The sequence below is a fragment of the Nocardia sp. JCM 38205 genome (genome assembly GCF_058222935.1).
This window is the reverse complement of the sequence record NZ_JBYHFL010000002.1, coordinates 609,069-635,882: the sequence shown is the minus strand read 5'-3', so window position 1 is coordinate 635,882 and position 26,814 is coordinate 609,069. Positions and strand designations below refer to the sequence as shown.

The 26,814-nt window shown below is 68.4% G+C and carries 27 protein-coding genes and 1 riboswitch; of the genes, 13 read left to right on the top strand and 14 right to left on the bottom strand.

What is annotated here, in order from left to right; genetic code table 11:
- The 3 genes from AC4HOU_RS09680 to AC4HOU_RS09670 all read left to right on the top strand — a co-directional run bounded on the left by AC4HOU_RS09680 (nucleotide 1) and on the right by AC4HOU_RS09670 (nucleotide 5,347).
- On the top strand, nucleotides 1-1,356 hold the full coding sequence (locus AC4HOU_RS09680) for a GlnX family signal transduction membrane protein (protein WP_163817350.1): 1,356 nt from the start codon (nucleotides 1-3) through the stop codon (nucleotides 1,354-1,356).
- Entirely contained in the window at nucleotides 1,353-2,318 is a 966-nt protein-coding gene (locus tag AC4HOU_RS09675) for a glutamate ABC transporter substrate-binding protein (protein WP_194990387.1), read from the top strand. Before AC4HOU_RS09680 ends, AC4HOU_RS09675 begins: the two co-directional genes overlap by 4 nt.
- 875 nt (nucleotides 2,319-3,193) lie before the next feature.
- Complete coding sequence (locus AC4HOU_RS09670; protein ID WP_228815176.1) at nucleotides 3,194-5,347, top strand: serine/threonine-protein kinase; 2,154 nt, start codon at nucleotides 3,194-3,196, stop codon at nucleotides 5,345-5,347.
- Nucleotides 5,348-5,395: 48 nt separating this feature from the next.
- On the opposite strand, the gene AC4HOU_RS09665 is transcribed toward AC4HOU_RS09670, so the two are convergent.
- Entirely contained in the window at nucleotides 5,396-6,598 is a 1,203-nt protein-coding gene (locus tag AC4HOU_RS09665; protein WP_194990388.1) for an acetate kinase, read from the bottom strand.
- A gap of 100 nt (nucleotides 6,599-6,698) precedes the next feature.
- Complete coding sequence (gene pta, locus AC4HOU_RS09660) at nucleotides 6,699-8,771, bottom strand: phosphate acetyltransferase (protein WP_195020194.1); 2,073 nt, start codon at nucleotides 8,769-8,771, stop codon at nucleotides 6,699-6,701.
- Between the two features lie 69 nt (nucleotides 8,772-8,840).
- Between pta and AC4HOU_RS09655 the strand changes: the two genes are divergently transcribed.
- Nucleotides 8,841-9,347: a nitroreductase/quinone reductase family protein gene (locus AC4HOU_RS09655; protein ID WP_163817522.1), complete on the top strand. Its 507-nt coding sequence runs from the start codon at nucleotides 8,841-8,843 to the stop codon at nucleotides 9,345-9,347.
- 193 nt (nucleotides 9,348-9,540) lie between these two features.
- Here AC4HOU_RS09655 and fgd read toward each other — a convergent pair whose 3' ends face one another.
- Nucleotides 9,541-10,551, bottom strand: a complete 1,011-nt coding sequence (fgd, locus tag AC4HOU_RS09650; RefSeq protein WP_163817528.1) for a glucose-6-phosphate dehydrogenase (coenzyme-F420) — start codon at nucleotides 10,549-10,551, stop codon at nucleotides 9,541-9,543.
- A gap of 326 nt (nucleotides 10,552-10,877) precedes the next feature.
- Between fgd and AC4HOU_RS09645 the strand changes: the two genes are divergently transcribed.
- Both AC4HOU_RS09645 and AC4HOU_RS09640 read left to right on the top strand, forming a co-directional pair.
- A complete protein-coding gene (locus tag AC4HOU_RS09645; protein ID WP_228815787.1) occupies nucleotides 10,878-11,636 on the top strand; it encodes an HAD-IIA family hydrolase in 759 nt (252 codons plus the stop codon).
- A gap of 72 nt (nucleotides 11,637-11,708) precedes the next feature.
- Nucleotides 11,709-12,494 (top strand): thioesterase family protein, encoded by a 786-nt coding sequence (locus AC4HOU_RS09640; protein WP_195020196.1) that lies wholly within the window; start codon nucleotides 11,709-11,711, stop codon nucleotides 12,492-12,494.
- Between the two features lie 10 nt (nucleotides 12,495-12,504).
- On the opposite strand, the gene AC4HOU_RS09635 is transcribed toward AC4HOU_RS09640, so the two are convergent.
- The 6 genes from AC4HOU_RS09635 to AC4HOU_RS09610 form a co-directional block, all read right to left on the bottom strand.
- Nucleotides 12,505-13,653, bottom strand: a complete 1,149-nt coding sequence (locus AC4HOU_RS09635) for a serine hydrolase domain-containing protein (RefSeq protein ID WP_195020197.1) — start codon at nucleotides 13,651-13,653, stop codon at nucleotides 12,505-12,507.
- A gap of 158 nt (nucleotides 13,654-13,811) precedes the next feature.
- Nucleotides 13,812-14,288 (bottom strand): MarR family winged helix-turn-helix transcriptional regulator, encoded by a 477-nt coding sequence (locus tag AC4HOU_RS09630; protein WP_163817513.1) that lies wholly within the window; start codon nucleotides 14,286-14,288, stop codon nucleotides 13,812-13,814.
- On the bottom strand, nucleotides 14,285-14,923 hold the full coding sequence (locus AC4HOU_RS09625) for a DJ-1/PfpI family protein (RefSeq protein ID WP_195020198.1): 639 nt from the start codon (nucleotides 14,921-14,923) through the stop codon (nucleotides 14,285-14,287). Before AC4HOU_RS09625 ends, AC4HOU_RS09630 begins: the two co-directional genes overlap by 4 nt.
- A gap of 114 nt (nucleotides 14,924-15,037) precedes the next feature.
- On the bottom strand, nucleotides 15,038-16,252 hold the full coding sequence (locus tag AC4HOU_RS09620) for an O-succinylhomoserine sulfhydrylase (protein WP_195006845.1): 1,215 nt from the start codon (nucleotides 16,250-16,252) through the stop codon (nucleotides 15,038-15,040).
- Nucleotides 16,249-16,665 (bottom strand): rhodanese-like domain-containing protein, encoded by a 417-nt coding sequence (locus AC4HOU_RS09615; protein ID WP_163817507.1) that lies wholly within the window; start codon nucleotides 16,663-16,665, stop codon nucleotides 16,249-16,251. The genes AC4HOU_RS09620 and AC4HOU_RS09615 overlap by 4 nt, the downstream gene beginning before the upstream one ends.
- A gap of 19 nt (nucleotides 16,666-16,684) precedes the next feature.
- A riboswitch (SAM riboswitch) is annotated at nucleotides 16,685-16,799 on the bottom strand.
- Nucleotides 16,800-16,864: 65 nt separating this feature from the next.
- A complete protein-coding gene (locus tag AC4HOU_RS09610; RefSeq protein ID WP_163817505.1) occupies nucleotides 16,865-17,335 on the bottom strand; it encodes an Rv0361 family membrane protein in 471 nt (156 codons plus the stop codon).
- A 165-nt stretch (nucleotides 17,336-17,500) separates the two neighbouring features.
- Between AC4HOU_RS09610 and AC4HOU_RS09605 the strand changes: the two genes are divergently transcribed.
- Complete coding sequence (locus AC4HOU_RS09605) at nucleotides 17,501-18,892, top strand: FAD-dependent oxidoreductase (RefSeq protein WP_163817503.1); 1,392 nt, start codon at nucleotides 17,501-17,503, stop codon at nucleotides 18,890-18,892.
- A 54-nt stretch (nucleotides 18,893-18,946) separates the two neighbouring features.
- On the top strand, nucleotides 18,947-19,816 hold the full coding sequence (locus tag AC4HOU_RS09600; protein ID WP_490724394.1) for an amidohydrolase family protein: 870 nt from the start codon (nucleotides 18,947-18,949) through the stop codon (nucleotides 19,814-19,816).
- A 6-nt stretch (nucleotides 19,817-19,822) separates the two neighbouring features.
- Here AC4HOU_RS09600 and AC4HOU_RS09595 read toward each other — a convergent pair whose 3' ends face one another.
- Complete coding sequence (locus AC4HOU_RS09595) at nucleotides 19,823-20,320, bottom strand: C40 family peptidase (RefSeq protein ID WP_490724393.1); 498 nt, start codon at nucleotides 20,318-20,320, stop codon at nucleotides 19,823-19,825.
- A gap of 43 nt (nucleotides 20,321-20,363) precedes the next feature.
- Between AC4HOU_RS09595 and AC4HOU_RS09590 the strand changes: the two genes are divergently transcribed.
- The gene (locus AC4HOU_RS09590) at nucleotides 20,364-20,639 is read left to right on the top strand and encodes a hypothetical protein (protein ID WP_256673559.1); all 276 of its coding nucleotides are present in this window, start codon (nucleotides 20,364-20,366) and stop codon (nucleotides 20,637-20,639) included.
- Between the two features lie 184 nt (nucleotides 20,640-20,823).
- On the opposite strand, the gene AC4HOU_RS09585 is transcribed toward AC4HOU_RS09590, so the two are convergent.
- Entirely contained in the window at nucleotides 20,824-21,147 is a 324-nt protein-coding gene (locus tag AC4HOU_RS09585; protein WP_490724392.1) for a hypothetical protein, read from the bottom strand.
- A gap of 146 nt (nucleotides 21,148-21,293) precedes the next feature.
- A complete protein-coding gene (locus AC4HOU_RS09580; RefSeq protein ID WP_490724391.1) occupies nucleotides 21,294-21,776 on the bottom strand; it encodes a DUF456 domain-containing protein in 483 nt (160 codons plus the stop codon).
- A 276-nt stretch (nucleotides 21,777-22,052) separates the two neighbouring features.
- Between AC4HOU_RS09580 and AC4HOU_RS09575 the strand changes: the two genes are divergently transcribed.
- The gene (locus AC4HOU_RS09575) at nucleotides 22,053-23,147 is read left to right on the top strand and encodes a CaiB/BaiF CoA transferase family protein (protein WP_195020204.1); all 1,095 of its coding nucleotides are present in this window, start codon (nucleotides 22,053-22,055) and stop codon (nucleotides 23,145-23,147) included.
- Between the two features lie 154 nt (nucleotides 23,148-23,301).
- Here the strand turns inward: AC4HOU_RS09575 and yczR are convergent, their stop codons facing one another.
- A complete protein-coding gene (yczR, locus tag AC4HOU_RS09570) occupies nucleotides 23,302-24,789 on the bottom strand; it encodes a MocR-like transcription factor YczR (RefSeq protein ID WP_490724390.1) in 1,488 nt (495 codons plus the stop codon).
- A gap of 61 nt (nucleotides 24,790-24,850) precedes the next feature.
- Between yczR and AC4HOU_RS09565 the strand changes: the two genes are divergently transcribed.
- Both AC4HOU_RS09565 and AC4HOU_RS09560 read left to right on the top strand, forming a co-directional pair.
- Nucleotides 24,851-25,111, top strand: coding sequence for a hypothetical protein (locus tag AC4HOU_RS09565; protein ID WP_194989479.1), 261 nt, complete (start codon nucleotides 24,851-24,853; stop codon nucleotides 25,109-25,111).
- Between the two features lie 85 nt (nucleotides 25,112-25,196).
- The gene (locus AC4HOU_RS09560; protein WP_163817171.1) at nucleotides 25,197-25,760 is read left to right on the top strand and encodes a methylated-DNA--[protein]-cysteine S-methyltransferase; all 564 of its coding nucleotides are present in this window, start codon (nucleotides 25,197-25,199) and stop codon (nucleotides 25,758-25,760) included.
- Between the two features lie 113 nt (nucleotides 25,761-25,873).
- Here AC4HOU_RS09560 and AC4HOU_RS09555 read toward each other — a convergent pair whose 3' ends face one another.
- Nucleotides 25,874-26,281, bottom strand: coding sequence for a MarR family winged helix-turn-helix transcriptional regulator (locus tag AC4HOU_RS09555; protein ID WP_490724389.1), 408 nt, complete (start codon nucleotides 26,279-26,281; stop codon nucleotides 25,874-25,876).
- Nucleotides 26,282-26,382: 101 nt separating this feature from the next.
- Here AC4HOU_RS09555 and AC4HOU_RS09550 point away from each other — a divergent pair, with 101 nt between their 5' ends.
- On the top strand, nucleotides 26,383-26,778 hold the full coding sequence (locus tag AC4HOU_RS09550) for a RidA family protein (protein WP_194989480.1): 396 nt from the start codon (nucleotides 26,383-26,385) through the stop codon (nucleotides 26,776-26,778).
- Nucleotides 26,779-26,814: the final 36 nt, after the last annotated feature.

The following is a 26,814-nucleotide window of genomic DNA, read 5'->3' as shown; positions in this document are numbered from 1 at the left end:
ATGACGCGGTTGGCAGCGGATCGGGCGGCGGCGGTACTGGAGCCGGCGACCGATTCCGAGCCGCCGAACGGGAGTGGGCGACGGCTCCCGGTGCGTCCGCATGTGCGGGCGATGCGTGAGCAGCTCGACCCGGCCAATCTACGGTCCTTCGCCCGGTCCACGCCGGGCCGGTTGATCGGGGTGGGCCTACTATTGGCCGTGGTGTGCCTGGCCGCCGGTGCGACGACGGCGGCGACGGTCAACGAACGCCAGAACGGGCTCGACGTACTCCTGGTCGAAACCGAACCCGATGCGCATTCCGCACACCGGATCTACACCTCGCTCTCGGTGGCCGACGCCGCCGCGGCGACCGCGTTCATCTCCGGTGGACTGGAACCACAGCACGTGCGCGACCGCTACAGCCAGGCGGTCGGCGAATCGGCGGCCGAACTCGCCGCACTGTCCGGCGAAGGCCCCGACCAGCGGTTGCGCACCGGCATCGCGACCGGGCTCCCGGTGTACACCGGGTTGATCGAGACGGCACGGGCCAACAACCGCAGCGGTTACCCGGTGGGTGCGGCCTACCTGAGCGAAGCGTCGAACCAGATGCAGACCACGCTGCTGCCGATGGCGGGTGAACTCCAGCAGCACCGCTCCGACGCGGTCGACGACGCCCAACGTCGTCATGTCCGGCCGCCGTGGATCGCGATCGCGCTGCTGGTCCTCGCCCTGGCCGGATTGGTCTGGGCCCAAGTCGATTTCGCGCGGCGCTGGCACCGCACGTTCAATCCGGGGCTGCTGCTCGCCGCGGGCGCGGTGCTGCTGTTGCTGATCTGGACGGTGGTGGCGGGATCCATCTCGGCCACCGCGATGATCCGCGGCCGCGATGACGCTGCCCGAGCGGCCGACCGCCTGACCGAGAGCCGCATCCTGGCCCAGCAGGCCAGGTCGGCGGAAACCCTGAAGTTGGTGCGCCGCGACGCCACCGGCGATTACGACCTCACCTACGACGCCAACCGCACCAGGCTCACCGAACTACTCGCCGACGACGCCCCCGGCGCCGCGGACGCTCGTGCGGCACTCGACCGTTGGCATGCCGCGCACCAACGGATGAACGAGGCCCTCGACCGTGGCGATTTCGTCGCCGCCGCGGCGGTGGCGACCGGCCCCGGCGCCGGCGATTCCGCCGCCCAGGTGGACGCCCTCGATCAGGCACTGGCCGCCGGAATCGCCGATACCAGGGACAACCTGCGCGACGACATCTCACAGAGCGCGCGGGTGCTGGATTTCCTCGCCCCGGGCGCGCTGATCCTCGGCATCCTCGGCGCGGCCTGCGTCGCCCTCGGTGTCTGGCCCCGACTGCGGGAGTATCGATGAAAACCGTTCGTACCGCGCTCGTCTTCGCCGCGGTCGCACTGATCGGCGGCTGTACGGCCGAGCCGGTCACCCGCACCGGCATCGACGGTATCGATTTCACCGAGCCGCCGCTGCCCGCGCAGGCGGCCACCATCGCGACCGACGCGAACGTCTCACCCGAACCCGAACCCGATTGCGGCGATCCGACTGCGAGCCTGCGGCCCGACAATGCCGCCGACGGGCCGACTCTCGACGCCATCCGCGCCCGTGGACGGCTGGTGGTCGGCTTGGACGCGGGTTCCAATCTGTTCAGCTTCCGCGATCCGATCAGCGGCGCCATCGTCGGCTTCGACGCCGATATCGCCAGGGAGGTCGCCCGTGATCTGCTCGGCAGCCCGGATCTGATCGAATACCGCAGCTTGTCGTCGGCCGATCGGGAGAAGGCGCTGCAAGAGCATTCGGTCGATCTGGTGGTCAAGACCATGACCGTGACCTGTGATCGGCGGCAACGGGTTTCGTTCTCCACGGTCTATTTGCTCGCGCATCAGCGGGTGCTCGCCGTGAAGGGCTCCGGCATCGAAAGCCTCGCCGACCTGGCCGGTAGGCGGGTCTGTGTGGTGGCAGGCACCACCTCGGTGGATCACATCCGGCGCTACGAGCCCAAGGCCACCATCCTGACCGTGCCCACCTGGGCCGACTGCCTGGTGGTGCTGCAACAGCGCCAGGTCGACGCCGTCAGCACCGATGACTCGATCCTGGCCGGCCTGGCCGCACAGGATCCCTACACCCATATCGTCGGGCCGAGTATCAGCGATGAGCCGTACGGCATCGGCATCTCCAAGGGCAACGACGATCTGGTGCGGTTCGTCAACAAGACCCTCGCCCGTATCCGCGCGGACGGCACCTGGACCCGCATCTACGACCGTTGGCTCTCGGTCCTCGGCGAAACCCCCCGCCCGCCCGAACCGGTCTATCAGGACTGACCATGCACGACACCGGCGCAGGCCCACACGAACCCGCGGCATCCGGCGATGCCGCGGGACCGAGTGCTGCCGCGGATCCCGGTGCGGCCGTGCCCGCCGGGGCCGATCCGGCGGACGCCGAACCCACCCGGCCCTCCGAACGTCCGGCCGGAACCCGAGGCAGGCACGCCAAAGCCGACACCGGTGCGACCCCGAGGCCATCCGATACCGTCCCGCCGCCGGAGACACCGGCCCCGATCGCGGTTCCCGCACCGACAACGATGGTCACGCCCGAGCATGCTCCGGTCGCCGCAGCCGCCGCAGACCTGCCCGGAGCAGCCGAATCGGCTGCGCACCAACCCCCGAGCACCCGGGCCACCCCAGCCGAGCCCGGCGCCACCGAGAACCGACCCCCGGCATTACCCAGCACACCGGCGGTGTCCGGCCCCCACACCGAAGCGGACGCACCACCGTCCCCCGGCACCCAAGCGTTCCCAGGGCCACCCGCCTCCCCCGGCACCCAACTCACTCCCGGCGCCCCAGATCCCCGCAACATCCACACCGACGCCGGCACCCCACCGTCCCCCGGCACCCAAGCGTCCCCGGGGCCACAGGCATCCCCCGGCACCCAAGCATTCCCAGGGCCACCCGCCTCCCCCGGCGCCCAACTCACTCCCGGCGCCCCAGATCCCCGCAACATCCACACCGACACCGGCACCCCACCGGCACCCGGCACCCAAGCGTCCCCGGGGCCACAGGCATCCCCCGGCACCCAGGCATTCCCAGGGCCACAGGATTTTCCCGGCACGCAGCTCGGCCCCGGCACCCAGGCGTTCCCCGGCACTCGAGCAACTCCTGGCCGAGTCCCCACATCAGCGAGTGATTCGGCCGCAACCATGCGCACCTCTGGTCGCAGTGTGCGCACGGCGCTCTCGCGTCCTGCGGTGCGCAAACTGGGTGCCGGGCTGGTGGAGATTCCGACGGTGGAGCCTGCCGACCCGCGCTCGGCGGTGCTCGCGAATCCGGTGGTGGCGGAGGGGAAACGGTTCTGCTGGCGGTGCGGTTCCCCGGTCGGCCGCACCACGCCGACGCATCCCGGCACCACCGTCGGCACCTGTGACAATTGCGGCGCGCCATTCGATTTCCGCCCCTCCCTGCATCCCGGCGACATGGTGTCGGGTCAGTACGAGATCCAGGGCTGCCTGGCGCACGGTGGGCTCGGCTGGATCTATCTGGCGATCGACCGAAATGTCAGTGATCGGTGGGTGGTGCTCAAGGGACTGCTGCACACCAAGGACGCCGAGGCACAGGCCGTCGCGATGGCGGAGCGGCAGTTCCTGGCCGAGGTCGCGCATCCGAGCATCGTCAAGATCCACAATTTCGTGGAGCACACCGGTTCGGACGGCACCACGGTGGGCTACATCGTCATGGAGTACGTGGGCGGGCGATCGCTGCGCGACATTCTCGACAGTTATCCGCGACCCGAGCGGATGCCGATCGCCGAGGCCATCGCCTATGTGCTCGAGGTGCTGCCCGCGCTGGACCATCTGCATTCGATCGGCCTCACCTACAACGACCTCAAGCCCGACAACGTCATGGTGACCGAGGACCAGGTCAAGATCATCGACCTCGGCGCCGTCGCCACCATCGAGGCCTACGGAAATCTCTACGGCACCAGGGGTTTCCAGGCGCCGGAGATCGCCAAGACCGGGCCGACCGTTGCCACCGACATCTACACCGTCGGCCGCACGCTCGCGGTACTGACGGTCGATATGCCGATGGAACACGGCCGCTACCTCGACGGCATCCCCGATCCGGCCGACCATCCCGTGCTGGCTCGGCACGAGTTCTTCTACCGGCTGCTGCTGTGCGCCACCGACCCGGATCCGGCGCGCCGCTTCCCCTCCGCCCGCGCCATGTCCGCGCAGTTGGCCGGCGTGCTGCGCGAGATCCTCGCGATGGAGACCGGCGTCGAACATCCACAGCTGTCCACAGTGTTCAGTCCACAGCGGGCCGGGTTCGGCACCGAGGAACTGCTGGGACAGACCGACGCCTATGCCGATGGCGTTCCGCGCAGCAGCAAGTTGTCCGCGCGTGAGGTGGCCCTCGCCCTTCCGGTGCCGGTCGTCGACCCGGCTGATCCGTCCGCACCACTGCTGTCGGCCGCCGTGCACCCCGACCCCGAGCATGCGCTCGAGGCCCTGGACGACGCACGCGAACGCGCCGCCGCCGACCCGGACAACGCACCGCCGAATCTCGAGACGGAGCTGCGGCTGGCCGAGGCACGGGTACATCTGGATCGCGGGGAACCGGCGGCCCTCACCCATGTCCTCGCCGGTATCCCGGCCGCCGAACGGGATTGGCGGGTCGATTGGTACACCGGCCTGGCCGAGCTGGTCGAACTCGATTTCGAGAAGGCCTTCGCCCGCTTCGACGCGGTGCTGAGCGTGCTGCCCGGTGAGATCGCACCCAAGCTGGCGCTCGGCGCTACCGCGGAACTGGTACTGCAACACTGGGATTCGCCCGATCCCGAGCAGTGGCGCGCGTACGCGGAGAAGTTCTACGCGACCGTCTGGCGCACCGATCACGGGGTGGTGAGCGCGGCGTTCGGTCTGTCCAGGCAGCTGATCGCGGCCGGCCGGGTCGACGACGCCGTCCATGCCCTCGACGAGGTCCCAGCCACCTCCCGTTACTTCACCACCGCGCGGATGACGGCGGTCCTGCTCCTGCTCACCGCGGCTGCGCCCGCCGAACTCGATGAGACCACCGTGCAATTCGCGGCCGCTCGAGTGCAGGCCTTGCCGTCGAACGAGCATCGCGCGGTGCAATTGCGCTTGCTGGTGCTCGGCACCGCCCTGGCCTGGTTACAGGCCGGCCACACCCCCAAACGCCCGGACGCGACGCTGCTGGGCGAGCCGTTCACCGAACGCGATCTGCGCGACGGCACCGAATCCGGCCTGCGCACCCTTGCCCGCATCTCCCCCAATCGCACCCATCGCTACGCACTGGTCGATCTCGCCAACGCCATCCGGGCACAGACCTGGTTCTGAGCGCGCCGGACGCTCCGATCCGTAACGGGGACCGGAGGACACCGACGCCTATCCGTGCTCTGCCACGACCGTCTGCGCCGCCCGCGCGATGGCGAGTTCCTCGTTCGTCGGCACGACGAGCACGGCCACCTCCGCGTCCGGAGGCGAAATGATCCGCGCCGAACGGTCTTTCGCCGTGTTGCGCTCCGGATCGACCGCGATGCCGAATCGCTCGAGCCCGGCCAGGGCGTCCGCGCGGACATCGGGGCTGTTCTCCCCGACCCCCGCGGTGAAGGTGATCGCGTCCACCCCGCCGAGCTCGATCAGGTAGGCACCGAGATAGCGGCGCAGCCGGTGGATGTAGACGTCGTAGGCCAGCCGCGCGGCCTGATCACCGCCATCGATGAGCCTGCGCAGTTCACGGAAATCGTTGACGCCGGACAGTCCCTTGAGTCCCGAATTCCGGTTGAGCAGTTGGTCGACCCGGTCGATATCCATGTTCGCGGTGCGCATCAGATGCGCGATGATGCCGGGATCGAGGTCGCCGGAACGCGTGCCCATGACCAGGCCTTCGAGCGGGGTCAGGCCCATGGTGGTATCGACCGCCCTGCCGCCCCGGATCGCCGACGCCGAGGCGCCGTTGCCGAGGTGGAAGACGATCTGCGAGACCTCTTCCGGCGCCCGCCCGAGCACTTCGGCCGCCCGCCGCGATACGTACTCGTGCGAGGTTCCGTGAAACCCGTAACGGCGAATACCGTGCGCCTGCGCGACTTTCGCGTCGATCGCGTAGGTTTTCGCGGCGTCGGGCAGATCATGGAAGAACGCGGTATCGAACACCGCCACCTGCGGGGTATCGGGCAGCAGTTCTCGCACGGCTTCGATACCCATGACATTGGCCGGATTGTGCAGCGGTGCGAGCGCGGACAGTTCGGAGATGGTGGCGATGGCGCGATCGTCGAGCAGGGTCGGCCGGTAGAACACCTCGCCGCCGTGCACCACCCGGTGCCCGACCGCGGCCACCCCCTCGCCGGACAGGTCGTGCCCGGACTCGGCGAACATCCGGAACGCCAGCCGCAGCCCCGCGGTGTGATCGGCGATCGGTCCGCGCCGCTCGACCGTCTGCCCGTCCACGGTGTGTTCGACCCGGCCGTCGTCCTCACCGATGCGCTCCACCAGGCCGGACGCGGCGACGATCCCGGATTCGGGTTCCAGCAGCTGATATTTGATCGATGACGAGCCGGAGTTGATGACCAGCACCCGTTCGTTACCCATCACGCCTCCTCCGCCGGCGCGAGCACCGCACCGCCACACCACCGGTAACCCGCCCCCCCGACCCGCTTGTTCCGCGCTGTGACCGGCCGGACAGCCGGGCTCATTCGCCCTGCGCCTGGATCGCGGTAATGGCGACGGTATTGACGATATCGGTGACCAGCGCACCGCGAGACAGATCGTTGACCGGCTTGCGCAGACCTTGCAGCACCGGACCGATCGCGATCGCACCCGCGCTGCGCTGCACCGCCTTGTAGGTGTTGTTACCGGTGTTGAGGTCGGGGAAGATGAACACCGTTGCCCGCCCGGCGACTTCGGAATCGGGCAGTTTGGCGTCGGCCACCGTCGGCTCGATCGCGGCGTCGTACTGGATCGGGCCCTCCACCAGGAGCTGGGGCGCGCGCTCACGGACCAGTTTGGTGGCCACCCGCACCTTGTCCACATCGGCGCCGCTACCGGATTCACCGGTGGAGTACGACAGCATCGCCACCCGCGGATCGATCCCGAAGCGCTCGGCGGTCGCGGCCGAGGAGATCGCGATATCGGCCAGCTGCTCCGAGGTCGGGTCGGGCACCACGGCACAGTCGCCGTAGGCGAGCACCCGGTCGGCCAGGCACATCAGGAACACGCTCGACACCGTGGACACGCCGGGCACCGTCTTGATGATCTCGAACGACGGCCGGATGGTGTGCGCGGTGGTGTGCGCGGCACCGGACACCATGCCGTCGGCAATGCCCTTGTGCACCATCATGGTGCCGAAATAGGAGATGTCGGTGACGGTTTCGCGGGCCCGCTCCAGCGTCATGCCCTTGTGTTTGCGCAGTTCGGTGTACTCCCGGGCGAACTCTTCGAGGTGTTCGGAAGTGCGCGGATCGAGCACCTCGGCGTCGGCGATGTCGACGCCGAGTTCGGCGGCGCGGGCCCGGATCGCGGTCTCGTCGCCGAGGATGATCAGGTCGGCGATCTTGCGCTGGAGCACCCGGCCGGCCGCGCGCAGGATCCGGTCGTCGTCGCCTTCGGGCAGCACGATGCGTTTACGGTCGGCCCGCGCCCGCTCGATGAGCTGGTATTCGAACATCTGCGGGGTGACCACCGTCGAGCGTGGCACCTCCAGCCTGCGCAGGAATTCGCCGGCGTCGACGTGCTGTTCCATCAGCGCCAGCGCGGTATCGACCTTGCGCGGATTGTCGGCCGACATGCGGCCGCGGGTGCGGTGCGCGGCGCCAGCGGTGTCGTAGGTGCCGAGGTTCGTGGTGAGGATCGGCAGCTTCGGCTTCAGACCCGTCATCAGGCGGGCGATGGCCGGATGCGGCAGCAGGCCGCCGTTCATGATGATGCCCGACAGCGACGGAAAGCCTTCGGCCTCATGCGCGTTCACCACGCTGAGCAGCACGTCGGACCGGTCGCCCGGTGCGATGACGACTTCCCCGTCTTCCAGCCGTTCCAGAATGTGCTCGGCCGTCATCCCGCCGACCATGATCTTCATGGCCTCGCGATGCAGCAGCTCCGGGTCGCCGCTGTACATCTCGCCGTCGATCGCGGCGCACAGTTCGGCCATGGTCGGCGCGATCAGCAGCGGCACTTCCGGCAGCGTCCACGACGGCACCTCGAAACCGGACAGCTCCGCGCACACCTGTTCCAGCTGATCGGGAGCGCAGCGATTGGCGATGATCGCGACCAGTTGCGCGTGCTCGGCCGACAGCTCCGACGAACACAGCTCGGCCAGCTGCTTCACCTCGTCGGGAGTGCGCTCGGAACCACGTACCACCAGCAGCACCGGGGCACCGAGATTCACCGCGATCCTGGCGTTGTAGCGCAGCTCGCTCGGGCTGGCCACGTCGGTGTAATCGCTGCCGACCACCACCACCGCGTCACAGGACCTGGCGACCTCGTGGAAGCGCATCACGATCTCGCTGATCGCGGCGTCCGGATCGGCGTGCACCTGCTCATAGGTGACGCCGATGGCCTGCGCGTACTCGATATCGGCCGTGCTGTGCTCGAGCAGCAACTCCAGGATGTAGTCGGGCTCGTCGGTGGAGCGGGTGATCGGCCGGAACACCCCGACCCGCGCGGTGGTCGCGCACAGCATCTGCAAGACGCCGAGCGCCACCGTGCTCTTGCCGGTGTCGCCTTCGGGTGACGCGATGTACACGGTGGACAGAGCTAGGTCGGCCATATCGCAGAGCTTAGTGAACCGGCGGCAATCGGACCGGGTGACGTTCGCCCCGCCGATATAGTCCCCGGAATGGCCGAGCCGTTTCCGAATACGCAATGGGGTTCCCGCGACAGTCTGCTCTCGCGGCTGGCGCATCCGATCGCCGCGAGCAAGCCCGGATCGTGGTTGATCCGCACGCTGACCCCCGCCGACCGCGCGGTGCTGCGCCGTACCAACGGCAAGCGCACCCTGCTCGGGCCGATCGGCGCGCCGGTCATCCTGCTCACCAGCACCGGACGCAAATCCGGGCAGCCGCGCACCCAGCCGCTGCTGTACGTGCACGACGGCGACACGCTCTACGTGGTCGGCAGCAACTTCGGCCAGGCCCACCACCCCGCGTGGACGGCGAACCTGCTGGCGAATCCGGCGGCGACGGTCGTCATCGCGGGTGAAACGATCCCGGTCACCGCGACGCCGGTGCCGGACGATGCCAAAGACGCCATCTACGAGCGATTCGTGGAAGTCACCCCGGCATACGCCGCGTACCGCGAACGCACCACCCGCGATCTGCGCATCTTCGCGCTCACCCGCGCCTGATTCGCGCCTGTCCGGGCGATGCCCGTCGAGCGCATGGTCATCCGGCACGGGCGGCGACCAGCCGATCGCCTACGCCGGCATCCGGATCCGCGTGCCATCGGCGTGCTCGGTCGACACCGGCGCCGACGACCTCTCGCGGCGGTAACCGGAGATCATGGCCCGGCCCACCGTACGAGCCGGGCCCGGCAGCCGACTAACCCAGCGCCCGCAACCGCGGCGCCAGATCGCGCTGGAACAGATCCAGGAACCGGCGCTGGTCGTGCCCGGGGGCATGGAAGACCAGGTGGTTGAGGCCCGCGTCCAGGTACGGCTTGATCTGGGCGACGGCGTCGTCGGGATCGCTGGCGACGATCCAGCGCTTGGCGATCTGCTCGATCGGCAGGGCGTCGGCGGCGGCCTCCATCTCGATCGGGTCGGTGATGGAGTGCTTCTGCTCGGCGGTCAGCGACAGCGGCGCCCAGAACCGGGTGTTCTCCAGCGCCAGTTCCGGATCGGTGTCGTAGGAGATCTTGATCTCGATCATCCGGTCGATATCGGCGACCTCGCGGCCGGCCTTGGCCGCGCCCTCGGCGACGGCGGGCATCAGCTTCTCGGTGTAGAGGTCCATGCCCTTGCCGGAGGTGCAGATGAAACCGTCACCGGCGCGGCCGGCGTACCTGGCGACCAGCGGGCCACCGGCGGCGATGTAGACGGGGATACCGCCCTTGGGCACGTCATAGATCGAGGCGCCGACGGTGCGGTAGTACTGCCCGTCGAAATCGGTGCGCTCGCCGGTCCACAGCGCGCGCATGAGCTCCACCGACTCGCGCAGCCGTGCGAAACGCTCCTTGAATTCCGGCCATTCGCCGGTGTAGCCGGTGGCGATCTCGTTGAGCGCCTCACCGGTGCCGACGCCGAGCATCACCCGGTTCGGATACAGACACCCCATGGTGGCGAAGGCCTGCGCGATCACCGCCGGGTTGTAGCGGTAGGTCGGGGTGAGCACGGAGGTGCCGAGCAGGATGCGCTCGGTGCGTTCACCGGCCGCGGCCATCCAGGCCAGCGAGAACGGCGCGTGCCCGCCCTTGTGCCGCCACGGCTGGAAGTGGTCGCTGACCGTCGCGCTGTCGAGGCCGTGTTCCTCGGCCAGCACCGCCAGCTCCACCAGCTCCCTCGGCCCGAACTGTTCGGCCGACGCCTTGTACCCGAGTTTGAGATCCGCCACCTGCGCCACTCCTGTCGCTTCGTGCGGGGTAACCGCACACCATTGCACCGCTTCCGCGATCGCCCGATACAGCCGAGGGCCGCCGGGGATTGTTCCCGGTGCCGCGCCCGATATCGCTGCCGCGCCGCACTGAGCGCGACCCGCCCTCGACCATAACCAGCGCTGCCCGGCTGCTGAACCCCCGCCGGGAGAATCGCCGCTCGGACGCACTGGCCGGGCGCGCATAGGGGTGATGTGTCACGCAATGCGGGCCGCGGCGCGGCCGATAGCGGACAATTGGCCGGGTGACCTCTGCAGACGATCGGATCCTTTCCTACCTGACCGATATGGACGGTGTGCTCGTGCACGAGGATCATCTGATCCCCGGCGCCGACGAGTTCCTCGCCGAACTGCGCGACAAAGAGATCCCGTTCCTGGTTCTCACCAACAACTCCATCCGCACGCCGCGCGATCTCCAGGCCAGGCTGCGCCACAGCGGGCTCGACATTCCGGAGTCGGCGATCTGGACCTCCGCGCTGGCCACCGCCACCTTCCTCAACGATCAACGCCCCGAGGGCACCGCCTATGTGGTCGGCGAATCCGGGCTCACCACGGCATTGCACGAGATCGGCTACGTGCTCACCGACAGCGACCCGGACTATGTGGTGCTCGGCGAGACCCGCACCTACTCGTTCGAGGCGATCACCACCGCGATCCGGCTGGTCGAGCGCGGCGCCCGGTTCATCGCCACCAACCCCGACGCCACCGGCCCCTCCCGCGACGGCGTGCTGCCCGCGACCGGATCGGTCGCCGCCCTGATCACCCGCGCGACCGGCCGGGACCCGTACTACGTCGGCAAACCCAACCCGCTGATGATGCGCTCGGCGCTGCGCCGCATCGGCGCGCATTCGCGGACCAGCGTCATGATCGGCGACCGCATGGACACCGACGTCATCTCCGGGATGGAGGCGGGCATGCGCACCGTCCTGGTGACCTCCGGCATCTCCAGCCGCGCTTCGGTCGAGCAGTACCCGTACCGCCCCACCCTCGTGGTGGATTCGGTCGCCGATCTCATCGGCCGCACCGAGACGCCGTTCGCCGGCTGAGCGGCGGGCCCGCGGAAAGCGGCACGTGTTACCTTTCGCAGAACGAACGATCGCGCGAAGGGTGCCGACGGGATGGTCAGTTTCTTCACCACCGACGGGGACCTGCTCGTCCCGGAACGGTTCGCGGTCAGCCGCTGGTCGTCGAATCAGATCGGCGGCACCGGCGTCTGCGCGGCGCTGGCCAGGCAGCTCGAACGGCATTGCCCGGCGGGGTTTGTTCCGGCCCGGCTGACGGCCGATCTGTTCCGGCCGGTGCTGAACGAGCCGCTCGCGGTGCGCAGCGAAGTGGTGCGCGAGGGTAAGCGGATCCTCGTGGCCGATGCCGAAATCGTGCAGAACGACGAGGTACGGGCCCGCGCGACCGCGGTGTTCCTGACCACCGGTTCGGAGCCGCCGGGCCAGGTGTGGAGCCCGGAGCTCGAGCTGCCGGTGCCGGAGCGGCGCCTCTCCCCCGAGGGTGAGCGCGGCCTGTTCAAGAGCGGCGACCAGGAGTGGACCCATGACATCGCCGCGAACCAGAACGCCGACCGCAAGATCTCCTGGCACAGCCTGCCGCCGCTGGTCGCCGGCGAGGAGATCACGCCATTCCAGCGCGCGGCGTTCCTCGGCGACTCCACCAACCATGTGTGCCATTGGGGTTCGGACGGCCAGGGCTACATCAACGCCGATATGACGCTCACCCTCGCGCGGCTGCCGATCGGTCACGAACTCGGGCTGCGCGCCGACAACACCATTGCCTCGGCGGGCATTTCGGTCGGCTCGGCCACCCTCTACGACCGCACCGGCCCGATCGGCACCTGCGTCGTCACCGCACTCGCCAACGCCCACCGCCAGATCGATTTCACCGCGCCGCGCTGACCTCGGCGGCCTACAGCGCCGCGTACACCGCCTCGACGAGGTCGTAGGCGCGGCGATCGCCCGCGAGCCCGTCGCGGCGCAGATTCGGGATGAAGGCGAACGCGACATCGTGGTCCGGGTCGCCCAGGCCGATCGAACCTCCCGCGCCCGGATGGCCGAAGGCGCTCGCGCGGGCCGCGGGCGGCAGCCGGAAGCTGGGCGATGGCCGCATGAAACCGAGCCCGAAAGCGCTGTCCAGCAGCAACACCTCATCGGCTCCGCGCACCCGTTCACGGATGGCCTCGCGCACTGTGTCCGGGGCGAGCAGCCGGCCACGCAGCAGATCGCGATAGAAGGTGGCAAGCGCGCGCGGGGTGGTGACCATCCCGGCGCCGGGCCAGCCGCCACCCAGCACAGCGGGATCGTTGTAGGAGCCGGCCGGATTCGTGGAGGCCCGCATGAGCAGCGAACCGGGGTCGCGGTAGGCGGCGGCCAGGTTCTGCACCGTATCGTCGCCGATCGCGAGTTCTTGTGCTGTCCACTGCGTCTGGGATTCCGGCGGGAAGCCGACGCGGGCCGCGCGAGCAGCTACCTCGGCCGGGGCACCTATCCACAACTCGCTACCGATATGCGCCCGCACGAACTCGCCGACCGTGTCGCCGGTGCGCCGTCGCACCAATTCGCCGACCAGCCAGCCGAAGGTCAGCGCGTGATAGCCGTGCCGTGTCCCCGGTGTCCATATCGGCTCCTGCGCGGCCAGGCGCGCGGCCATCGCCGCGGCGTCGGCGGCATCGGCGGGAGTCAGCGGCTGCGTGAACGCGGGTAGTCCGGCGCGGTGGGTCAGCAGGTCTTCGGTGGTGGTGTTCTCCTTGCCGAGCCTCGCGTACTCCGGCCACCAGCGGGCGACCGGCGCGGTGGGGTCGATGCCTTCCCGCTCGGCGACCATCAATGCCGCCGCCGCGGTGACGGCCTTCGTGCACGAGAACGACACGCATGGCGTATCCCGATCCCAGGCCCGCCCCGTCTTCACGTCCGCCACCCCGCCCCAGAGATCGACGACCGGCTCACCGCCGACGAAGACGGCCACGGCCGCCCCCGTATCCCGGCCGTCGGCCAGGTTGGCCTCGAACACCTCGCGTACCGCGCGAAACGCTGGATCGCATCTGCCGTCGACCGCCATAGCGAAATTAGAACACGTTTCAGCCCCGGCGAGCAGCCGTTTCATCCTGCGACCCACGACAGGTGCAGGGGTTACCCCGCAGGCCGTCTCGCCGCGGCCGTCGTCGATGGAGCCCGAGCAGGTCCCCGGACACGCCGGGTCCGCGACCGACTGCCCGCCTATTCGCGCGGTGTGCCGATGACGTCGAGCGCCGCACTGAGGCGCACCAACGCGGCAACGGTCGGCGCGAAATCGGGGCCGAGTTCGTCGGCCAACCGCTGGGCCATCACCGCATGGTGCGGACGGATCAGGGCGATCGCCGCGCGGCCGGATTCGGTGACCGCCACCAGCTTGGCGCGCCGGTGCGCCGGATTGGGGCGGTACTCGGCCAGCCCCTTGTCGACCAGCAGGTCCGCGATGCGCTGCACGCTCTGGCGGGTGATGCCCATGGCGCGGGCGATGCCGGCGACCGACTGCGGCCCGCGCAGCACGGCGCCGAGCACCTGCCACCAGGCCGCCGTCATCCCGGCCGGGGCGGCCAATTCCTCGGCGATGGCGAGGAATTGGCCGTTCAAGCGGAATGTGGTGATCGCCGCGGTACTGAACAGATCCTGCTCGGCATGGGCGGCGACAGACCGGCCGGAATCGACACTCACGAGGCCGCCGCCTTGGCCTCCCACTCGGCCAGCACGGGGTACGCGGACGCATCGCTCTTGGCGAACAGCCGGTACCAGGCATCGAGCACCTGCGGCTCGAACAGGTCGAGCCTGGCGAAGATCTCCCGGGCGAATTCCCATGGCGCGGAGGGGCCCGCGGTGATCAGGTCACCATCGGTGACCGCGGGCGCGTCGACATAGTTGGCCGCCCCGGCATATCCGCTCGCGGCGAGGTATTCGGCGGCGCCGCTGGTGTGCCGGCGCTCATCGAGCAGGCCCTCTTTGGCGAGGCCGAAGGTGGCACCGCAGATGGCGGCGACCGGAACGCCCGCTTCGAGGAACTTCCGCGCCGCGTAGGCGAAACCACTGAGTCCGCCGCGGTCCCACAGTTCCGATCCCGGCAGGATCAGCAGCGCACTGTCGGCGGCGTCGAGTTCGGCCAGCGCCAGATCCGGCACGATGCGCATCCCGCCCATGGTGGTCACGGTCTCGCCCATCGGCGCGACAGTGCGGACCTGAAAGCTACCGGGTTCGCGCTGCAAACCCACGTTGTGGTTGATCTGCGCGATCGCCGCACCCACTTCCCAGTCGGCGAGCAGATCGTAAACGGCTACGTGCACTGTCTTCGTGGTCATGACAGTATGCTGTCATGTTTGACAGGATGCTGTCAATACCTCGGATGTGAAAAAGGGCCGGCACCACCGGGCACCGGCCCTTTCCGCAGCGTACGGACGCCGCGGCGAGCGAACTCAGCTCAGCGCGTGCTCCAGATCGCCGAGCAGATCCTCCACATCCTCTAGCCCCACCGAGATGCGCACGACACCGTCGCTGAGCCCGATGGTGGCGCGTCCCTCCGGCCCCATCGCGCGATGGGTTGTGGTGGCCGGATGGGTGATCAGGGTCTTCGCATCACCCAGGTTGTTGGACAGGTCGACGATGCGCAGCCGGTTCAGCACCTCGAAGGCGCGCTTCTTCGCCTCGTGCTCGGGCGCCTTCAACTCGAAGGTGACAACGGTGCCGCCGCCGCTCATCTGACTCGCGGCCAGGTCGTATTGCGGATGCGATTCCAGGAACGGGTATTTCACCCAGCTGACAGCGTCGTTGCCCTCCAGGAACCGCGCGATCCGCAGGGCGGATTCGGTCGAATGCTTCACCCGCAGCGGCATCGTCTCCAGGCCCTTGAGCAGCGTCCAGGCGTTGAACGGGCTGAGCGCGGGGCCGGTGTGGCGCATCAGATTCTTGACCGGCCCGCCGATGTAATCCGCGGAACCGAGGATCGCACCGCCGAGCACCCGGCCCTGCCCGTCGATGTGCTTGGTGCCCGAATACACCACCACATCGGCACCGAGCTCGAAGCCGCGTTGCAGCAGGGGCGTAGCGAAGACGTTGTCCAGCACCACTTTCGCGCCCGCCGCATGGGCCAGCTCGCTCACCCGGCGCACGTCGACCAGGGTCTGCATCGGGTTGGCAGGGGTCTCGAAGAACACCGCGGTGGTCGGCACCGACAGCGCCTGCTCCCACTGGTCGAGATCCTCGCCGTCGACGAACACCGTCTCCACGCCCCAGCGCGGCAGAATCTCGTTGCACACCACGAAACACGAACCGAACAGACTGCGCGCGGCCACCAGCCGGTCACCCGCACCGAGCAGCGCGCCCAGCGCGGTGAAGACCGCTGCCATGCCGCTGGCGGTGGCGAAGCACGCTTCGGCGCCGTCGATCAGCCGCATCCGCTCCTCGAAGGTGGCGACCGTCGGATTGCCGTAGCGGGAGTAGACGAAATGCTCGACGTCACCGGTGAACGCCGCCTCGGCCGCCTCCGCACTCTCGTAGACGAAGCCCGAGGTCAGGTAGAGCGCTTCGGAGGTCTCCTCGAACCCAGAGCGCCGCAGGCCGCCGCGCACGCCGAGGGTGGCCGGACCGACGCCCTCCGGCAGCGGCCGGTCGAACGCACCGCCGGTGATCACGACTGCCGCCAGGGCAGGCCGTCGGCACGCCAGCCGGCGCTACCGCGGTGACCGAACTCGTCGAGCGGGCCCTCGAACCCCTCGCTGACGTTGTACGACGGCTCGATGCCCGCGCTGGTCGCCAGGCTGGCGGCATGCGCCGAACGCTGGCCGGAGCGACACAGGAACACCACCGGGGCATCCGGGTCACGCCCGTCGAGGATGGTGCGCAGCTGCTGGGCGAACTCGGGATTACGCGCGCCGGTGCCGTCGACCCATTCGATCAGCACGGTCTGCCGGTCGATGGCGCTGGTGTCGGGGATGCCGACGAATTTCCATTCGGCCTCGGTCCGCACGTCCACCAGAACCGCCCGGGGATCGTCGCGCAATATCTCCCACGCCTGTTTCGGAGTGATGTCGCCGGCATAAGTCATGTGTGGCACCTTCCTCGAGAATCCGCACTTGCCGCATCTGGCTTCGATGCGCGCCAGGTCGTCACCCGGAGCACCCCACCGCGGAGGAGGGTTGCCGGCCAGCAAGCCGGGGCTTGACGCTGGCACTCATGACCTGAAATGAGATTGCCTGGCCGGGGGTTGCCCTGTCAAACCCCCGATCAGGGCCTTGCGCTGGGGTTCAGTGGCAGACCAGCCAGGTGTTGTCGACCCGTTTCAGGGTCCAGTTCCCGGCTGCCTCGGCGCCATCGACCTTGCTGGTGACGGTGGCGGTCGCGCGGTCGCCCTCGACCTTCAGATCCTCGAGTTTCGTGATTTCTACGGCTTTTCCGGTCTCGCCTTCGTCCAGCCTGCCCGCCATCGGCGAGCGCTTCGGATCGAAGTCCGGGCACACCGCCTCCTCCGGCGGAAGCAGGCCGTAGCGCGAACTCACCTCACCGAAGTCACGCACCGCGGCGGCTACCCGGTCGGCCTCTGTGACATTTTTCTCAACCGGCGAGACCAGCTCGGCGATGACGATGACGGCGAGCACGAGCGCCGCGATCACCGCGGCGATGATGAACGGCGCCATCGACCGGGTCGAATCGCCGGATTCGGGCTCGTCGCCCGGTTCGCGCCGGGCCGCGCCCGGATCTGGCTGCTGATCGCTCATGAGCTGATGATCCCTTGGTCCCCCGAGGCCACTCGCGAGGCCCCCGATAGAATCGGCGGGATCGCGGCCGGTGCCGTGCAGGTGAAATCCAGCCGTGCGTCAAGTTAGCCTAAGCTAAACACCGACGCCCATTAACTGTCTCGACCAATAAGGTGCGCGTAAACGATGACCGAACAGACCGCAGCTGCACGCCCGCTCCGCATCGCGATCGTGGGTGCCGGACCGGCCGGTATCTACGCCGCCGACGCGTTGATGAAGTCGGATGCGGATGTGTCCATCGACCTCTATGAGCGCATGCCGGCGCCGTTCGGCCTGATCCGCTACGGCGTCGCCCCCGACCACCCGCGCATCAAGGGCATCATCACCGCCCTGCACAAGGTGCTCGACAAGCCGCAGGTTCGCCTGCTCGGCAATATCGATTACGGCTCCGACATCACCCTCGACGACCTGCGGGTCTACTACGACGCGGTGATCTTCTCCACCGGCGCCAACGCCGACCGCGCCCTGCCGATCCCCGGTATCGACCTGGACGGCTCCTACGGCGCCGCCGACTTCGTCTCCTGGTACGACGGCCACCCGGATGTGCCGCGCACCTGGCCGCTGGATGCGGAGAAGGTCGCCGTCCTCGGTGTCGGCAACGTCGCGCTGGACATCGCGCGCGTGCTGGCCAAGACCGGCGACGAACTGCTGCCCACGGAGATCCCGCCGAACGTCTACAAGGGCCTCAAGGAGAACAAGGCCGTCGAGGTGCACGTCTTCGGGCGTCGCGGCCCGGCGCAGGCCAAGTTCACCCCGCTGGAGCTGCGCGAACTGGATCATTCGCCGACCATCGAGGTCATCGTCGATCCCGAGGACATCGACTACGACGAGGGCTCCGAGGCCGCGCGCCGCCACTCCAAGCAGGTCGACATGGTCGCCAACACCCTCGAGCAGTGGGCCATCCGCGATCAGGGCAACCGCCCGCACCGGCTCTACCTGCACTTCTTCGAGTCGCCCGCCGAGGTGCTCGGCGACGAGAACGGCAAGGTCGTCGGCCTCAAGACCGAGCGCACCCAGCTCGACGGCACCGGCAACGTCAAGGGCACCGGCGAGTACAAGACCTGGGATGTGCAGGCGGTCTACCGCGCCGTCGGCTACCTGTCGCAGAACATCACCAACCTGCCCTTCGACGATCAGGCCGGCGTGGTGCCCAACGAGGCCGGCCGCGTGCTGGCCGACGAAGACGCCGACGGCAAGGCGCGCTACATGCCCGCCACCTACGTCACCGGCTGGATCAAGCGCGGCCCGGTCGGCCTCATCGGCCACACCAAGGGCGACGCCAACGAGACCGTGGCCTGCCTGCTCGACGACAGCAAGGACTTCACCCCCGCCGAACGCCCCGAGCCCGAAGCGGTGATCGAGTTCCTCGAGGGCAAGGGCATCCCGTTCACCACCTGGGACGGCTGGTACCGCCTCGACGCCCACGAGCGGGCCCTCGGCGAACCCGAAGGCCGCGAGCGCGTCAAGGTCGTGGAACGCGAGGACATGCTGCGCGCCAGCGAGCCGCACAAAGTCTGACCGCTCCCCGGGATCGGGGAGGCGCGAAATCCGACGCTGAGGCATGCTGTACACGTGTTCGATGCCCATGTCCACATCATCGATCCGCGGTTTCCGCTGATCGAGAATGAGGGCTACCTGCCGGAGCCCTACACCATCGATGACTATCGAAAGCGTATGTCGCGCTTCGACATCACCGGTGGGGCCGTGGTCAGCGCGTCCTTCCAGGGCAGCGATCAGAGCTATCTGCGGGCGGCGCTGGCCGAACTCGGCGAGGGCTGGGTCGGCGTCACCCGGCTGCCGCTGGACGCGGGTGACGAGGAGATCGTCGAGCTGGACAAGGTCGGGGTGCGGGCGCTGCGGTTCAACCTCAAGCGTGCCGCCGCCGACATCGCCGCCATGACATTGCAGGCGGTGCGCGCCTACGAGCTCGCGGGCTGGCATGTCGAGGTCTATATCGACGGTCAGATGCTGGCCTCGCTGCAACCGGTGGTGTTGAAGCTGCCCGCCCTGTCGGTCGACCACATGGGCATGTCCGAGGAAGGACTGCCGTTCCTGCTGGATCTGGTCGACCGCGGCGCCAGGGTGAAGGCCACCGGGTTCGGCCGCGTCGACATGGAGGTCGCCGCCGCGCTGCGCCGCATTCACGCGGTGAACCCGGAAGCCCTGATGTTCGGCACCGACCTTCCGGGCACCCGTGCGGGCAGGCCGTTCGAAGACTCGGATGTCGACCTGATCTGCGACGTGGTCGGCACCGATATGCACAAAGTGCTCGAAGACAACGCCCGCGCCTTCTACCGGCTGCCGCCGGTCCAGCGGCCGATCGCCGACCCCGATCCGACACTTCCCTTGCACGCCCCGCCCGCGCCTACCATGCCTATTCCGCGCGCGGAGCTGCCGAAATCAGGAGCGACGGATACGGTTCCGCTGCCGATCGTGGAGTGAGATCGGTCAGTATCGGCGGGCGCCGGCGAATGGCATTGCCGCCATATCGGATTCGACGACGCCTTCGCCGGACGTCGCGGCGTGAATGACCTTGCCGCCGCCGGAGTACAGCGCCGAGTGCCCGCCACCATAGAACGACACCAGGTCGCCGGGGCGTAGATCGTTGCGCGAGACGGGAGTTCCGGCGGCCAGCTGCTGATGGCTGGTACGCGGTAGGTCGACGCCCGCATGGCGGTAGGACCACTGCACCAATCCGGAGCAGTCGAAGGAATGGGGCCCGGTCGCGCCGGGGACGTAGGTCGCGCCGAGCTTGCTGCGGGCGGCGGCGATCGCGGCCTCGCCACGGGTCTGCTCGGGGACGGACGCGGGTGCTGGTGGCTGCACGCCCGGGAGCTGCGGTAGGGCGAACGGTAGCGGTGGGATGGTGAGGTCGATCGGCTCGACCCGCACCGGCATGAGCTCGGCCCTCGCGGGCACGATGGCCGGAATTTCACCTATTTTCACCTGGGGAATTTCATGTGCCGGAATGTTGTCGATTTTCGGAGCCGTGAAGCTGTCCGGCACGGTGTCCAACGGAGTTTCGAATGTGCCGATTCCTGGAACTACCAGCGGTTGCGCCGTCGCCGAGCCGGTGGCCGGTAGCAGCGCCACCGCCGCGGCCGACCCGAGTGCCAGCAGCAATACCCGGCGCAACCGGCGAGAATATCGAACGTCGTCGTCAGATGATGCCATGATGCGGTCCTCCGATGCTCACATCGAGGCCGATGGCGGACGAGCGTTGTTCACCACGGCCTTCGAATTGATTCGAAAAACGTCACGGTGATCTGTTCGGTCCAGTCGATCCGAGCGTCGATCTTTCAGTCATCGGCATGACGAGTACAGCGGAACACACCTCTGCCGTATAACGAAGCAATAACGAACCGTTATCACGAGTTAATTACATCTGATTATTCGAAAAATCTGAGCCGTGAACGCCGGGTCGTCGCCCGCAAGCCACCCGGGGCCGCTCACCGCCTCGCGAGCCGCTCCTGCTCCTTCTGGTAGGCCCGCCACGCTTGCTGCGTCGGCGTCGGCCTGGTGGTGAGCGCTTTCCAGTCCGTCGTCCGAACGAAGTTCACCACCATCAGCACCGGAAGGATGAACGCCTGGAAGAAGATCAGATAGCTGCCACCCTCGAACACGAACGCCAGATACCCGGCGTAGGCGAGGAATCCCGCCCCGAACGCCCCATTGAGCCACCGCGAGGCCTCACTCTGCCCGGCCTTCACAGCAGCCATCACCAGCATGAGCGTGCCGCTGAACACGAGCATCCAGACATACCAATCGAACACGGAGGTTCCTCCCGAGCCATCGCACCGCCCTCCGGCAGCACACCTGATGCCGCCAAGACAACCGCCCGCACCTTGCCGAACCCTTTCGAATCCCTTGCGCGCCGCCAACAGCGGCGGCGGGCACGGCAGCCGTCGCCGTCTCCGGCCTAGACGACGATCGCGGCCGCCAGCCAGACCCCCGCTGCCAGCAATGCTCCGAGCAGTTCCACCAGAATCGACAGGCCAACGCCCTTCACCGCATGCCACGTGGACTGCCAGGCCAGGCGTTGACCGCGGACCCGCTGGAGTTCGGAGATGTACACGCCGGCAATGAATCCCACGAACAGGCCGACGACCGGAATGACGAAGAAACCGATGATGCCGAGGATGGCGCCGAGGTAGAGGGAGCGGTTGGGTACGCCTGCTTCCTTCAGTTTCCGGCCGGGCCAGGTGTATTTGGTGACGCCCGAGATCACCAGCAGCACAGTGGTTATGGCGAAGACGGCCCAGGCGGTCGCGCCACCGGTGAGGAAGGCCCAGACGGCGATGGCGGCGAAGATCAGGATGACGCCGGGCAGGATGGGGATGACGATGCCGAGCAGGCCGACCACGATCACCAGGCCGACGACGATCTCGCCCCACACGCTCACTGACCAGTCCCTCCGTTGTCGGCGCGGCGGCCTCGACAGCACCGGCCCGTCCTGATGCGCTCGCGCCGTCCGACCGAAGCACGCAGCCGCGTACCGCCCGGTCGCCGGGCGAACCTTATGTCCGGATTCTGTCCTATCGGGCCAGGTCGTGCAGCATGGAGGTACGGGTCACAGCGGGCCGAGTTATTGTCGTACTGTCAATACGTCTCCGGGCGGCTCCCGGTGACGAGCACCGGCCCCCGGTGCGCAGGATTCGACGACGAACCGAGGTAGGGCGTGAGCACTCCATCCACCACGCAGGGCCCGCTCGCGGGCATCCGGGTTATCGAACTGGCCGGCATCGGCCCAGGTCCGCACGCCGCACTGCTGCTGGCCGATCTCGGCGCCGACGTGGTGCGCGTGCAGCGGGCGGGTCAATTGCCCGGCGGATTCGACCGCCCGCAGCTGCGCGGCCGCACCATCGTGGAGGCCAATCTCAAGGATCCGGCCGATGTCGAGAAGGTGCTCGGACTGCTCGACAAGGCCGACGTGCTGATCGAGGGTTTCCGTCCCGGCGTCACCGAACGCATGGGCCTCGGCCCCGACGCGGTGCTGGCCCGCAATCCGCGCCTGGTGTACGGCCGGATGACCGGCTGGGGCCAGTTCGGCCCGATGGCCGACCGCGCGGGCCACGACATCAACTACATCAGCCTCACCGGCGTGCTGCACGCCATCGGCCGCAAGGGCGAGCGTCCGGTGCCACCGCTGAACATGGTCGGCGATTTCGGCGGCGGCTCGATGTTCCTGGTGTTCGGCATCCTCGCCGCGCTGGTGGAACGGCAGACCTCCGGCAAGGGGCAGGTCATCGACGCCGCGATGGTCGATGGCGCCCTTGCCCTTTCGCACATGATCTGGGGTATGCGCGGTTCCGGCGCCTGGTCGGAGGAGCGCGGGGTGAACCTGCTCGACACCGGCATGTCCTTCTACGACACCTACGAGACCGCGGACGGCAAGTACATGGCCGTCGGCGCGATCGAGCCGCAGTTCTACGCGCAGCTGCTCGCCGGGCTCGGTATCGATCCCGAGGGCCTGCCCTATCAGATCGACCCGGCCGGCCAGGACACCCTGAAGAAGCTGTTCGCCGAACGCTTCCGCACCAAGACCCGCGACGAGTGGACCGAGATCTTCATCGGCACCGACGCCTGCGTCACCCCGGTGCTGACCTTCTCCGAAGCCACCGAGAACGAGCACATCGTGGCCCGGGAAGCCCTGCTCGACCTGGAGAACATCACCCAGCACGCCCCCGCCCCGCGCTTCTCGCGCACCCCGAACCCCACCCCCACCCCGCCGCCGACCACGGCGACGCCGATCGAATCGGTGTGGGCGGACTGACCCGAAAACCACTGAACGGCCGGGATTCTGGGAATCCCGGCCGTTCGGCGTGTCAGGGCCGGACCGATACCGGCCTCCGACATCGGCCCCGGCTCCCGCGTCGGTATGCGGCCCCGTCCCGGTGCCGGGTATCGCCCGTCGGCGGCGCGCACCCTCAGTAGCAGGTCAGCGGCTGGAGTGGTTCTGCCGCACGCGGACTCAAGGTTTCATAGGCGCGGGCGATGGATTCGGCGGCGCGGCGGAGGTCGGCCTCGGGGTGGGTGAAGGGCAGGCGCAGGAACCGTTCGAAGGCGCCCTGCACGCCGAAGCGCGGGCCGGCGGCGAGCAGGACGCCGTGGTTCGGGGCGGTGGCCGCCAAGGCGGTGGAGACCGGGGCGGGCAGCTGTGCCCACAGCGACATTCCGCCCGCACCGGGGGCGACATGCCACTCCGGCAGGTGCTCGGCCAGGGCATCCAGCAGCGCGGCCCGCTGGTCGCGCAGTTGGGTGCGGCGCCGGGCCAGGATGGTGTCGGCGTGTTCGAGCAGATAGGTGGTGGCCAGCTGATCCATCACCGGGGTGCCCAGGTCGACGGTGGCGCGGATGCCGAGCAGGCGGGTGATCAGGGACTGGCCCGCGCGAATCCAGCCGACGCGCAGACCGCCCCAGAACGACTTCGAGGCCGAACCGATGGTGATGATCTCGGTGCCGCGAGCGAACGCCGCGGTCGGCGGGGGTGGCACGTCGTCGGTGAGCGCGAGATCGGCCATGGATTCGTCGACGATGATCGACATCCTGGTCTCCCTGGCGATAGCGGCGAGCTCGGCGCGGTCCTCGGCCGGCATGAGCAGCCCGGTCGGATTGTTGAAATCCGGCACGAGATAGGCCAGCGAGGCTGCGGTCTGCCGGGCGGCGCTGCGGATTCCGTCGAGATCCCAGCCCGAATCCGGGCGCAGCGGCACCGGCACCGGGCGGGCGCCGACATCGCGGATGGCTTCGATGGCATTGGGGTAGGTGGGGTGATCGATCAGCACCCGCGCGGCCGGCGGAGCGAGCACGTTGAGCAGCAGCCGCAGGCCGTGCTGGGCGCCGAGGGTGACCAGGATCTGATCCGGGTCGGTGGGCAGGCCACGCTCGGTATAGCGGCGCGCCACGGCCTCCCGCAGCGCCAGCACGCCGACCGGATCCATACCGTGCGTGCCGAGGTAGGACGGAATGCCTTGCAGCGCAGTGGTGTACGCCTGCTCCATCTCCGGGGGCGCGGTCATGGCGGCGTAGGTGAGGTCGACGGTCGGCTGATCGGAACCGGCCATCATGGCGAGGATGCCCTTGGCCGGGCGGCTGCCGTCGTGCTGGATGCTCGGCGGCAGCGCGACCGTGCTGCGCGAACCCTGCCGGGTGATCAGGTATCCGTGTTCGCGCAGCAGCGAGTAGGTGGAGGTGATAGTGGTACGGCTGACGCCGAGGGTGGCGGCGAGGTCGCGTTCGCTGGGCAGGGCGATGCCGAGTGGCGCGCGACCGTCGTGGATGAGCAGCCGGATCCCTTCGGCCAATGCCAGGTAGGCGGGGCGCGCGGGTTTGCGCGCGGCCCCGTCGGGTTCCGGGTCGCGCCAGCTGCCGAGGTCGCGAGCCAGGCCCGCCGCACCGATCACACGTGTCGCCATACAGGCCAGTATTGCGGTAGTGGCTCTTTATCGGCAAGGCCAGTTGGCGCACGCTGGGCGAATGACCCTGTTCGTCACCCTCGCCGTCATCGTGACCTTCAGCCTGCTCGGCTACTACTACGCGCCTCGCCACACCGAGGAGGGTTGGCAGGTGGATCGGCTGCGACCGCGGGATCCGCTCAGCAACCTGCCGGTCTCGCACTACGATGAACAGCGCTTGTTCCGGGACATCGCCGCGGTGTATGCCCGCCGCGAGGACGAGGACCCGAGCGACGATGACGCCCCGGGGCGACGGCGGGGTCGCGCTGAGCCGTCGACGTGATCGACTCGACGAACGGAGCAGTCCAGTTTTTCCCACTGGACTGCTCTGACCGCACTTGTCGGTGGTACCGGGCAGACTGTCGGCTATGAACGCAGCAGTCGGCGCGCCGGTGACGGCGGCACTGTTCGATACGGCGATCGGTACCTGTGCGATCGCGTGGCGCGGCGGCGCGGTCGTGCGATTTCAGCTACCCGAGGCGAGCCTGGAGGCCACTCGCGCGCGGATCATGCGGGAGAGCCCGGAATTCGGTGCGGTGACCGAATCCGAACCGGGCGCAGCGATCGCCGACGCCATCGCAGGCATTCGAGCCCACCTCGACGGCGAGCTGGACGACCTGCGCTGGATCCCCCTGGACACCAGCACCATCCCGCAATTCCATCGGTCGGTGTACGACATCACTCGCGATATCGACCCCGGACACACCCTCAGCTACGGCGAGGTGGCCGAACGGGTCGGTGCGGCGGGCGCGGCCCAGGCCGTCGGCCAAGCCCTCGGCCGCAATCCGATTCCACTGATCATCCCCTGCCACCGGGTCCTCGCCGCCGATCACGGCCTGCACGGATTCTCCGCACCGGGCGGCATCGGCACCAAACAGCGATTGCTCCAGATCGAACGGACGCCAGGAATCGGCGAACCGACCCTCTTTTGAGCGTTGATGGAGCCCCGCGCCGCCGGGCTCATCGTGGGGTTCTTTGCCGGGGCGCACCTTTCGGGACGTCTGCCGCCAGGAGGCCCGGCATCCGATGTCGGCCCGATCCGCGATCACGCGCGGAGCTTGGCGACGAATTCGCTCAGCCGGGCATCGGCAGATGCCTCGTCCAGCGCCTCGGCCAGTGCGTCCCGGTAGGTCGGCTCGGCCCTCTGCTGCATCGTTCGGCCCTCTTCGGTGATCACCGTGTACACGCCGCGGCGGTCCTTGGGGCATAGATCGCGACGGGTGAGACCCCCCGATTCCAAGCGGGCGACCAGACGGCTGACCGAGCTCTGGTTGAGGCCGATCAGCTCAGCCAACTCTTGCATACGCAGCTCGCCATTCTCGGCCTGCGCCAGCCGGCACAGGGACTGGTACTCCGACAGCCCGATGCCGTGGCGTCGCTGCATCTCCTTGGCCAGCCGCTGGTTCACCCTGCCGTGCAGCGCCACCAGCTGATCCCAGATCGCTTCGTCCACGATTACCGCCTTCCCGGTTGACATCAGAGTACATGCAGTGACAACATCTGCATGCACTTACATTTATTGCATGTACATGCAACCTAGGGAAGGAAGTGGCCATGACCGCACAGCGCATCGAGAAGATCGCGACCACACCCGATTGGTACGCGCCGTACAAGATCTCGCAGGCAATCGCGGCCAACGGCCTGCTGTTCGTCTCCGGGCAGGCGGGCATCGACGAGCAGGGGCGCACCGTCTCGGACGACTTCCTGACCCAAGGGCGGCAGGCCTTCGCCAATATCAAGCGAGTCCTGGCCGAGGCGGGGGCCGACCTCGGAGACGTGGTGAAGGTCGGCATCTTCGTCACCGATATGGCCGCCAACCTCGACAAGATCATTCAGCTCCGCGGCGAATTCCTCAGTGAGCCCTACCCCGCCGACACCTTGCTCGAAGTGTCTTCCCTCGCTCAGCCCGACTGGCAGATCGAAGTCGAAGTCACCGCCCTCGCTCGCTGACTCTCGATCCACCTTCCCGGAAGGAAACGCATGTCC